10 protein-coding genes are annotated in these 10440 nt (G+C 68.9%); 7 read left to right on the top strand and 3 right to left on the bottom strand.

The features are described 5' to 3' along the window. From EK403_RS23130 to EK403_RS11750, 3 genes are all read left to right on the top strand, one after another. Positions 1 to 1628: glycine cleavage T C-terminal barrel domain-containing protein (locus EK403_RS23130; protein WP_280986663.1), on the top strand; the 1628-nt coding region annotated here is incomplete at its 5' end. Continuing rightward, positions 1621 to 2199 (top strand): sarcosine oxidase subunit gamma, encoded by a 579-nt coding sequence (locus EK403_RS11745; RefSeq protein WP_128777680.1) that lies wholly within the window; start codon positions 1621 to 1623, stop codon positions 2197 to 2199. The genes EK403_RS23130 and EK403_RS11745, both read left to right, overlap by 8 nt. A gap of 455 nt (positions 2200 to 2654) precedes the next feature. Then, on the top strand, positions 2655 to 3494 hold the full coding sequence (locus EK403_RS11750) for a TorF family putative porin (RefSeq protein ID WP_128777681.1): 840 nt from the start codon (positions 2655 to 2657) through the stop codon (positions 3492 to 3494). Between the two features lie 106 nt (positions 3495 to 3600). Here EK403_RS11750 and EK403_RS11755 read toward each other — a convergent pair whose 3' ends face one another. From EK403_RS11755 to phaZ, 3 genes are all read right to left on the bottom strand, one after another. After that, positions 3601 to 4344 (bottom strand): metallophosphoesterase family protein, encoded by a 744-nt coding sequence (locus EK403_RS11755; RefSeq protein WP_128777682.1) that lies wholly within the window; start codon positions 4342 to 4344, stop codon positions 3601 to 3603. 64 nt (positions 4345 to 4408) lie between these two features. Further along, positions 4409 to 4816: an EF-hand domain-containing protein gene (locus EK403_RS11760; RefSeq protein ID WP_128777683.1), complete on the bottom strand. Its 408-nt coding sequence runs from the start codon at positions 4814 to 4816 to the stop codon at positions 4409 to 4411. Between the two features lie 208 nt (positions 4817 to 5024). Continuing rightward, entirely contained in the window at positions 5025 to 6704 is a 1680-nt protein-coding gene (gene phaZ / locus EK403_RS11765; protein WP_128777684.1) for a polyhydroxyalkanoate depolymerase, read from the bottom strand. A 148-nt stretch (positions 6705 to 6852) separates the two neighbouring features. On the opposite strand from phaZ, the gene EK403_RS11770 reads away from it, so the two are divergent. The 4 genes from EK403_RS11770 to EK403_RS23135 all read left to right on the top strand — a co-directional run. Next, entirely contained in the window at positions 6853 to 8211 is a 1359-nt protein-coding gene (locus EK403_RS11770) for an ActS/PrrB/RegB family redox-sensitive histidine kinase (RefSeq protein WP_128777685.1), read from the top strand. Positions 8212 to 8364: 153 nt separating this feature from the next. Beyond that, entirely contained in the window at positions 8365 to 8631 is a 267-nt protein-coding gene (gene rpsT, locus EK403_RS11775) for a 30S ribosomal protein S20 (RefSeq protein ID WP_128777686.1), read from the top strand. Between the two features lie 674 nt (positions 8632 to 9305). Beyond that, entirely contained in the window at positions 9306 to 9740 is a 435-nt protein-coding gene (locus EK403_RS11780) for a rhodanese-like domain-containing protein (protein ID WP_128777687.1), read from the top strand. A gap of 55 nt (positions 9741 to 9795) precedes the next feature. Beyond that, the coding region (locus EK403_RS23135) for a DnaA ATPase domain-containing protein (RefSeq protein ID WP_245479658.1) at positions 9796 to 10440 on the top strand (645 nt) is incomplete at its 3' end.

A 10440-nucleotide genomic window follows, 5' to 3' on the forward strand; every position in this document is an offset into this window, starting at 1 on the left:
CGGCCTCCGGCGCGTTCGGGTTGGCGCAGGCGCTCGCCGAAGGCGGCCAGGCGGGCCGCGCCGCGGCGGAGGCCTGCGGCTTCGCGGGGAGCAGCTTCGACCGGCCGGACGTCGAGGACGAGGCGGAGGAGGCCTATGGGCGAGGCCCATGGCGCGCGCCGAAGTCGAAGGGCAAGGCGTTCGTCGACTTCCAGAACGACGTGACGGTCACCGACGTCGAGCTCTCGGCCCGCGAGGGCTTCGTCTCGGTCGAGCATCTGAAGCGCTACACAACGCTCGGCATGGCGACCGACCAGGGCAAGACCGCGAATGTCGTTGGGCTCGCGCTGATGGCCGAGATCACCGGACGTTCGGTGCCCGAGACCGGCGTGACGCTCGCCCGTCCGCCCTACGCCCCGGTCGCGCTCGGCGCGCTCGCGGGCGCGCATCGGGGCAAGGAGTTCAAGCCGACGCGCCTGCCGCCGAGCCATTTCTTCGCCGAGGAGCAGGGCGCCGTCTTCGTCGAGACCGGTCAGTGGATGCGCGCCGCCTATTTCCCGCGCCCGGGCGAGAAGGACTGGCTCGAGACCACGATCCGCGAGGTCAACACCGTGCGCTCGGCGGTCGGCGTCTACGACGCCTCGACGCTCGGCAAGATCGACGTGCAGGGCGCCGACGCCGCGGCCTTCCTCGACCGCGTCTACGTCAACGCCTTCTCGTCTCTCGCCGTGGGCAAGGCCCGCTACGGCCTGATGCTGCGCGAAGACGGCGTCGCGATGGACGACGGCACCACCACGCGCCTCTCCGACACGCATTTCTACATGACGACCACGACCGGCAACGCCGCCGGCGTGATGCGCCACCTGGAGTTCTGCCGGCAATGGCTGTGGCCGGAGCTCGACGTCCATTTCGCGTCGGTCACCGACCAATGGGCGCAGTTCGCGATCGCGGGGCCTCGCTCCCGCGAGGTCGTGGCTGCCCTGGTCGACGGCCAGGACGTCTCCAACGAGGCGCTGCCCTATATGGGCGCGAAGGAGCTCACCGTGTGCGGCGGCGTGAAGGCGAGGCTGTTCCGGCTCTCCTTCTCTGGCGAGCTCGCTTATGAGCTCGCCGTCCCGGCGCGCTATGGCGACGCCATGATCCGGCGCATCGTCGAGGCCGGACAGCCCTTCGGCATCTGCCCCTACGGCGCCGAGGCGCTCGCGGTGATGCGCATCGAGAAGGGCCACGCGGCCGGACCGGAGCTCAACGGCAATTCGAGCGCGGCCGATCTCGGCATGGGCCGCATGATGTCGAAGAAGAAGGATTTCGTGGGCCGCGCGCTCGCCGCCCGCGAGGCCTTCGTCGACCCCGCGCGGCCGTGCCTGGTCGGCCTGCGCCCCGTCGACCGCACGGCGCGGCTCCGGTCCGGCGCGCATCTCGTCGCGCGCGGCGCCGAGGCGGTGGCGGCCAATGACGAGGGCTACGTCACCTCGACGGCCTACAGCCCGAGCAACGGCTGCTGGATCGGCCTCGCCTTCCTGGCCCGCGGGCAGGAGCGCATGGGCGAGATCGTCCGCGCCTGCGACCCGCTCCGCGACGGCGACCTCGAGGTCGAGATCGTCTCTCCCGTCTTCGTCGATCCCGAAGGAGCGCGCCTCCGTGCCTGACGCCCTGATCGCCCGCTCCGCGCTTCGCCCGCATGTCGCGCCGCCCTCGACGCCCGCCGGCGACGTCGGCGCGACGCTGCGCGAGGTCGAGGGCCTGACGCTCGCTTCGGTCGCGGCGCTGGGGGGCCGCGAGGCGGAGCTCGCCGAGGCCGTTCGCGCCGCCTACGGCCTCGATCTGCCGACGGCGCCGAAGCGGATCGCCTCCGGCGCCGCCGCCTTCATCTGGGCCGGCCCCGGCAAATGGCTCGCGTCCTCGACTGCGCCCAACGCGGACTTCACGGGGCTGCCCGCCGCCGTCGCGGACCAGTCCGACGGGCGGGCGGTGCTCCGGCTGTCGGGACCGCGCGCCCGCGAGATCCTGGCGACGCTGACCGCGATCGACCTCCACCCTCGCGCCTTCGCGCCCGGCGACGCGGCCATGACCCACGCGGCCTCGATCGCCATCCATCTGTGGCAGGTCGACGAGGCGCCGACTTACGAGTTCGCGGCGTTCCGCTCCTACGCGGCGACGCTGTGGCGGTGGATTGTGCATGCCGGCGCCACGCGCGGGCTCGACGCGCGGCTTGGCTGACGCCTAAAAAACAGGCAGGGCCGATGGCCGCCTGCGCCGCGACATTCATCGATCTTACCGCGCGGTTAATGGCCTGCTGCGGTGCAACATCGCCAAACCCCGAACGTGGACTCGAAGGACAGCACTCGGGTCGAATCAAGCGCTCCGCCGCCTTGCGTCTACTCGCGCCGGTCTCATGGCCGAAAGGTCAGGGGAAGAATCGCGTCCGGCGAAATCTCCCCCGATGATCGCGAGTAAGCCACGATGCTGCAGGTTTTTCGTCGAGAACGCGGCAGCGTCGTGACGACTTATCCAGCTCTTGCGATATGAAGTCTTATCCAAAGACATCCTGTTGTAAAAAAGCATCTTCTCCACCCGATGCGACGAAAGCACAAAAATCAGGCTCGACTTTCGGCGGCCGGACCCTGATTTTCGACAGCAACCGCCTGAGCGTGTTTAAGAATCGGGGAACTCAGATGAACAAGTTTGTGGGACGTGCCGTGAAGACGCTGGCAGGCGTTGCCGCCGGCGCGCTCATCGTCGGCAGCGCCTCGGCCGCCGACCTGGCCGCGCCGGAGCCGGCGGTCGCCGCCGAAGTCCCGTCGGTTGTCGACCTCGCGTTCGGCGTCGCCGGCGTCAACGACTACCTCTTCCGCGGTCTGTCGCAGACCCACGGCGATCCCGCCATCCAGGGCTACGCCGAACTCCAGGCCTACGGCTTCTACGCCGGCGTCTGGGGCTCGAGCATCAAGGACTTCGCCACCGACCCGTCGATGGAAATCGACCTCTACGGCGGTTATCGCACCACGATCGGCGCCTTCGGCATCGACGTCGGCGGCCTGTACTACTACTACCCGGGCGAGCGCACCCCGGCGGGCGTCAAGCAGCTCGACTACTGGGAACTCTACGCCAAGCCGAGCGTCACCGTTTTCGACGTCGTCTCGCTCACCGGTAACTTCTACTGGACGACCGACTACGTGAACGTCAGCGGCGACGGCTACTACCTCTCGGTCATCCCGAAGGTCGCGATCCCGCTCTCGAGCTTCCCGGACCTCGGCTTCTACGTCTCGGGCGAGCTCGGCAAGCAGTGGGTCAAGAACGAGAAGCTGTTCGGCGCTCGTAACTTCCTGGCCGACTACATGACCTGGAACATCGGCGCCGGCGTCACCTACAAGGCGATGACGCTCGATGTCCGCTACTCCGACACCGACCTGAAGAAGGGCGAGTGCCTGGGCTATACCGGCTTCAAGAGCACCTGCGACGAGCGGGTGATGGTGAAGCTCGCCTTCGACACGGCCTTCTCCAAGCTGAAGTGATCTTTCGGGCCTGAGGCCCGTCAGCGAAACGCCGCGCTTCCAGGAGCGCGGCGTTTTCTTTTGCGCGCTTCAAGCTTCGCGGGCGCGCCGCCGGGCGCCGGCATTCCTAGCGGCTCGCCTGAACGAGCCGCATGCGGTCTCCTGCGACCACCAGCGCGGAGAGCAGCCCGGTCCGGAACGCCCCGGTGTCGAGATTGATCCGGTGCGGATGGGCGAGATTCACGCGCGGCTGCGGCGTGTGTCCGTGAATCACCGCGACGCCCTCCGGATAAGGCCCGGAACTGTCGAGCCACGGCCAGCGCGTCCAGATCATCGTGCGCGGCTGCTGCCGGTCGAGCGGCGCGTCGGGGTCGATGCCGGCATGGACGAACAGCAGGTCGCCGACCCTTCGGCTGACCGGCAGGGCTGCGAGCCACGCCGTCAACTCGTCGCCCAGCGCCTCGCGAAGCCGTTCGGGCCATGCGGGATCGCGCGGGTCGACGCGGGCGCTCGCGAGCGTCTCCGCGCCGCCGAAGCCGAGCCATGAGTCCTGCTCCGCCGGGTCGCCGGCCAGCGCGCGCAGCATGCGGTCCTCGTGATTGCCCATCAGGGCGAAGGATTGCGCTCCCGGCAGGCCGGCGCGGGCGCGCCGCAGCGCCCCAAGGCTCGCCGGGCCGCGGTCGACCAGATCGCCGACCTGTATGAAGGTGGCCTGCTCGGCGCCGGAGAGATCCTCGGCGACCGAGTCCATCAGCGCGGCGAACAGATCGTCGTGACCATGGACGTCGCCGACCGCCGCGACCGCCTCGCCCGCGCCGAGCGGCCGGATCGCGGGCAGCCAGTCGCCGCGGCGGATGACGATGCTGGTCACGGCCAGCAAGAGGTCCGCGCCGAGGGTTCGGCGCGGACCTTCGAAATGCGCAGCGTCGCGTCCGTCACTTCATGATCATGACGAGGACGGCCTGACCGGGCTTGGAGTCGAGCTCCTCGACCGTCAGCTTGCCGTCCTTGTCCTTGTCGGCGCGCTTCACGCGCTGGCGCACGATCTGCAGCCACTCGTCCATCTCAAGCGTCTCGTCGCCGTCCTTGTTGACGCGCTTCCAGTCCTGCTCGGTGATGCGGCCCTTAATTTCGTCGGCCTCGAGCGTGGTGTCGCCGTCCGGGTTGATCGCCTCGAACAGCTTCACGGCGGCGTCGATGATCTCGGCCCTTTCGAGCGTCTGGTCGCCGTCCTTGTTGATCTTCTTCATCGCGTCGGCGCCGGTGGCCGACTGGGCGAAGGCGGGAGCGGCCGCGAAGGCGGCGGCGATAAAGGCGGCTCCGGCGGCAAGGCGGAAGTTCATCTTAGGCTCCTGTTCTAATAATAAGAGATTAGCGAGGTTCTGAAGCAGCAACGACCACGCGACCCCGCTGGTTCCGACGAGATCTCGTCCTTACGCGAGCTATACATAATAAGAAAGAAATAAAATCAACGGCGCGGCATGCTGACCGCGTCGAAATGGAGCCGCCCGGCTCGCGCAAGGCCCGGGCGAAACCCCGAGAGGCCAGACCTTATTGCAGGCCCGTCAGACGGATCGCCTGCTCGACCCATTTCTCGCGGGTCACGCGCCCGGCCGGCGCGATCTTGCCGTCGAGCGAGGCGACCTCGGCGGGCGTCAGCCGCGCGATCTGGGCCAGCCGGTAGATGCCGGCGCCGTTGAGCACGCCCTGCAGCTTCGGCCCGACGCCCACGATCCGGGTCAGGTCGTCGGGCTCCTGGGTTTCCGGCGGCGAGGCCTCGGCGGGCGCCTTCGGGTCGTCGTCGGCCTTTCCCGCGCCCTCGACGAGCGGCGCGATCGGCTCGACCTTCTCGGCGGCCGCGACGCCTGTGGTCTCCTGCGGTCGCTTCGCCGGGGAGGGCGCGGCCATTTCGGAGCGCGGCTCGTTGGACAGGATGAAGTCGCGGATGCGGGGCGCGATCTCGGAGCGGAAGCGCGAGCCGTTGAACACGCCGTAATGGCCGACCCGCTCCTGGAGATAATGCGCCTTCTTGTCGTCGGAGAGCGCCGTGCAGAGCGCGTGAGCCGCCTTGGTCTGGCCGACGCCCGAAATGTCGTCGCGCTCGCCCTCGATGGTCAGAAGCGCGCAGCGCTTGATCTTCGAGCAGTCGACCGGCTTGCCGCGATGCGTCATCTCGCCCTTCGGCAGCGCCTGGCGCACGAACACCGTGTCGACGGTCTGCAGGTAGAACTCCGCCGACAGATCCATGACGGCGAGATATTCGTCGTAGAATTCGCGATGTTTCTCGGCGGAATCGCCATCGCCGTCGACGAGGTGATTGAAGAAGTCATAATGCGCCGAGACGTGCCGGTCGAGATTCATGGTGACGAAGCCGGTGAGCTGCAGGAAGCCCGGATAGACCTGCCGCATGACGCCGGGATGCGGCCAGGGCACGACCGTGACGGCGTTGCGCTGGAACCATTCGGTGCCGCGCTGGACCGCGACTTCGTTGACCGCCGTCGGATTGACGCGCGTGTCGATCGGGCCGCCCATCAGCGTCATCGAGCGCGGCACGTAGGCGTCGCCCTCCGCCTCCATGCGCGCGACCGCCGCGATCACCGGCACCGCCGGCTGGCACACCGCCATCACATGGCAGTCGCCGCGCAGGAAATGGAAGATCGAGATCAGGTAGTCGATATAGTCGTCGAGGTCGAAGGCCCCGTCGGTCAGCGGCACCAGCCGCGCGTCGGTCCAGTCGGTGAGGTAGACGTCGTGGTCGGGCAGCATCGCCTCGACGGTGCCGCGCAGGAGCGTCGCGTAGTGGCCGGACATCGGCGCGACGATCAGCAGTTTCGGCTGCTTGCGCATGCCGCTCGGCGCGTCGCGCTCGAAGCGGATCAGGTCGCAGAACGGCCGGCTCCAGACGACGCGCTCGGTGACCGCGACCCGCTGGCCGCGCACGGGCGTGGTGACGATCCCGAAATCCGGCTTGCCGTAGCGGCGCGTCGCGCGTTCGAACACCTCGCAGAGCGCGCCGACCTTGCGGCCCCATTCGGTGTGGGCGAGCGGGTTCACCGGGTTCTTGAAATACATCCGGCCGGCGTCGGCGAGCGCGCGCGCCGGGCCGAGCGAGGCCTGGGTCGCCTCGAACAGCCAGTAGAGCGGCATGGTGGCGGCCGAGCCGCCCCATTCGGTCGCCACAGGGGCTCCGCCGAATTCGCCGATGCCGCTGGTCTTAGCTGTCCGTGCCATTGCGCCGTCACCCGCATGTTGCGCCGCAGTAAGAAGCGACGATTCTCCGGATCGGCAGCGGCGTCAATGGCCCGTTAGTCCTGCGCGAGCGCGGCCGCGGACGCGGCGCCGCATCGCCGACGACCCGCCGCCGGTGTAAACGACGCCCATGGCTCGGGAATCGGACAGCGCCTCGGACCGGCTCACCGCGCATCGCGACCTCAGGGTCGACACGCTGGTGAGGCTGAGATGGCTCGCGGTCGCGGGGCAGAGCTGCGCGCTGCTCGGCGTTCATCTTGCGCTCGGCTTCCGCCTGCCGCTCGCGGCCTGCTTCGCGGTGATCGCGCTGTCGGCCGCGCTCAACCTGGCGCTGCGGTTCCGCTATCCGCTGACGCAGCGCATCCGCGGCTCGCGCGCCGCGCTGATGCTCGGCTACGACGTCATCCAGCTCGCCGCCCTGCTTTATCTCACGGGCGGCCTGCAGAACCCGTTCTCGATCCTGTTCCTGGCCCCGGTGATGATCTCCGCCACCGCGCTGCCGCCGAGGACCACGGCGATGCTCGGCGCGCTGGTGATGGCCTGCGCGACCTTCATCGGGCTGAACCATTTCCCGCTCCCCTGGGCCCCGGGCGAGGCCATCCAGCTGCCGTTCCTCTACGTCGTGGGCGTTTGGGTCGCGCTGACGCTGGCGCTCGTGTTCATCGGCATCTACGCTTGGAGGGTGTCGGAAGAGGGCAGGGCGCTCAGCCAGGCGCTCGCCGCGACCGAGCTGGTGCTGGCGCGCGAGCAGCATCTGTCGGCGCTCGACGGGCTCGCGGCGGCGGCCGCCCATGAGCTCGGCACGCCGCTCGCGACCATCGCGCTGGTCGCCAAGGAGCTCGAGCGGGCGATCGTGCCCGGCGCGCATGACGAGGACGTCGCGTTGCTGCGCGAGCAGGTGGCGCGCTGCCGCGACATCCTGAAGAAGCTGACCTCGCTCGACGAGCAGGGCGCGCCCTATGAGAGCATGGCGGTCGGCCATCTGCTCGAGGAGATCGTCGAGCCGCATCGCAATTTCGGGGTCGATCTCGTCATCACATCGGCGGGTGTCGAGGGAGAGCCGCGCTGGCGGCGCAATCCGAGCGTGCTCTACGGCCTCGGCAACATCGTCGAGAACGCGGTGGATTTCGCGCGCTCGCGCGTCGACGTGACGGCGCGCTGGGACGGCGAGCGGCTGGAGATCGCCGTGGTCGACGACGGTCCTGGCTTCGCGCCCGAGATCCTGGCCCGGCTCGGCGAGCCCTATGTGTCGACGCGCGGCCCGGAGCGCGACGCCTCGCCGGACGCCGGCGGGCTCGGGCTCGGCTTCTTCATCGCCAAGACGCTGCTGGAGCGGTCCGGGGCGCGCGTCTCGATCGGCAACCGGCCGGCGCCCGGGACCGGCGCGCGGGTGCGGGTGACGTGGCCGCGTCCGCGCTTCGACTCCATGGCGGACGAGGCGCAGGGCCCGGCCCTGCTGCGGGCCTCCCTCGGCGCCGTCGGGCGTTGACGCTGCGCGCGACTGTTGGTACCAGACGCTCTCCGGCGGCGGGCCGAGCGTCCGCCGCCTTAATGTTTCGTGCGCCCCGCGCCGCCGAGCGAACGCCGACAGGCGGCGCCGCGACCTCGGGCGCGCAGGACCGCACTCAAGGAAGCCGATCGCATGGCCAACACTCCTTCGGCCAAGAAAGCCGCCCGCAAGATCCTCCGCCGCACCACCGTGAACGGCGCCCGCCGGAGCCGCGTCAGGACCTTCCTGCGCAAGGTCGAGGAGGCGATCGCGGCCGGCGACCCGGAAGACGCCCGCAGCGCTCTCAGGGCGGCCGAGCCGGAGATCATGCGCGCCGCCCAGAAGGGCGTGCTGCACAAGAACACCGCCTCGCGGAAGGTCTCGCGCCTTGCGGCCCGCGTGAAGGCGTTGCCCGCCTGATTGCGTCTTTTTTGCGACGACGGAAAACCCGGCCCTGCGCCGGGTTTTTTAGTTTTGGCCCATTCATGGCTTCGTCATACGCACTATTGCGTACACAGATTCCGTCTTGACTCGCAAAAAGCCCTGATCGGCGATCCACGCGAGTCTGCATGCGCTTTTTGAGCAAAAAAAATGCCGTGAAAACAATTCGTTAACGACTAGACGGGGAGGTGGGGTTGGAATCTGGCCCGCGTCGGGCCTCGCAGGAGGCGGAAGTGGAGATCCCGGTCGATCGAATCGAGACGAGATTCCCGGTAGTCATGGAAATTGATTTTGCTGGCTATGCAGGGCGTTGACCCTCGGCCTCAGCGGGTTGGTCAAAGCCGCGGCGCCTGGCGCGGTCGATTCGTTGCACGACGGCCATTGCGTCCCCTCGGGCCCCTGTGTATCGTCCTGCTCATGGAGACGGCCCAACAAATTCTTTGATAAAAAGTGCGTTGAGCAGGTTCTTCTGAAATAACGCAAAAGTCTGTCTAAAGTAACGACGGTTCCGAGCCATGTTAGGGAGCGTCGGGTGGGTGATTTTGACTTTAACGCAGTGTGAACGCTCCTGATCGCCTGCGACAGGCTTGGACGGTTTCTGCTGACAATTGACGAAGTGGGGGCGCTGGAGCGATCCGGCGAATGGGTTTCGTATGGCCGGTGCCTATGCAGGAGACGTCACGCCCGCTGACGCTTGGGCGACCCTCCAGGCCAATCCCTCGGCGGCGCTGGTGGACGTCCGCACGGTCGCGGAATGGTCGTTCGTGGGCGTCCCCGACCTCGGCGGTCTGGCCAAGCGAGCGCTCTTCCAGGAATGGCAGAGCTATCCGTCGATGCAGGTCGATCCGGCGTTCGCCGACCGCGTGGCGGAGGCGCTCGGCGCCGCCGGCGCGGGGGCCGACGCGCCGGTCTTCTTCCTGTGCCGCAGCGGCGCCCGCAGCCAGGCCGCGGCCGCGGCGCTGACGGCGCGCGGCTACACGCAGTGCTTCAACATCGCCGGCGGGTTCGAAGGCCCGCTCGATTCCGCTCGCCACCGGGGCCGCTCCGCCGGCTGGAAAGCCGAGGGCCTGCCCTGGATGCAGTCATGACCCGTTCCGCCGCGCCGCCCGCGCTCCCTCCTCACACCGTCACCGGAGAGGTTTGATGTTGTCCGCGCAACCCGCTTTGCCGAGGATCCACGCCGTGAACGACGACAGCGCCGCTTCCGCCGACGCCGCTTGGCGCGCGGTGGCGGGACGGCTGCGCGCCGAGTTCGGCGAGGACGTCTTCGCGAGCTGGTTCCAGGGCATCCTGCTGGACCGGATCGAGGACGGCGCGGCCTATCTGACGGTCCCGACGCGCTTTCTGAAGACCTGGATCCAGGCGCATTACGCCGACCGGATCACCGCGCTGTTCGCCGACGCGACGCCCGAGATCTCCAGGATCTCGATCGGCGTGCGGACCGCGGCCGCCAAGGTCGCGACGCTGAGCCGCGACGTCGTGTCGGCGCCCGCGCCGGCCGAGAGGCCGGAGCCGCGCCCCGCGGCGCCGCTCGCCCTCGTCCCGCGGACCGAATCCAACCGCCTGACCGGCTCGCCGCTCGACCGGCGGCTGACCTTCGACACCTTCCTGGTCGGCCGCTCGAACCAGCTCGCCTACGCGGCTGCCCGCCAGATCGCCGACGCCCGCCAGGGCGACGCCGTCACCTTCAACCCGCTGGTGATCCACGCCTCGGTCGGGCTCGGCAAGACCCATGTCCTGCAGGCGACCGCGCACGCCGTCGAGGCGTCGGGCCGGCGGGGGGTCCTC

It is taken from the genome of Hansschlegelia zhihuaiae, assembly GCF_004103825.1.
Classification (GTDB): Bacteria; Pseudomonadota; Alphaproteobacteria; order Rhizobiales; family Methylopilaceae; genus Methylopila; species Methylopila zhihuaiae.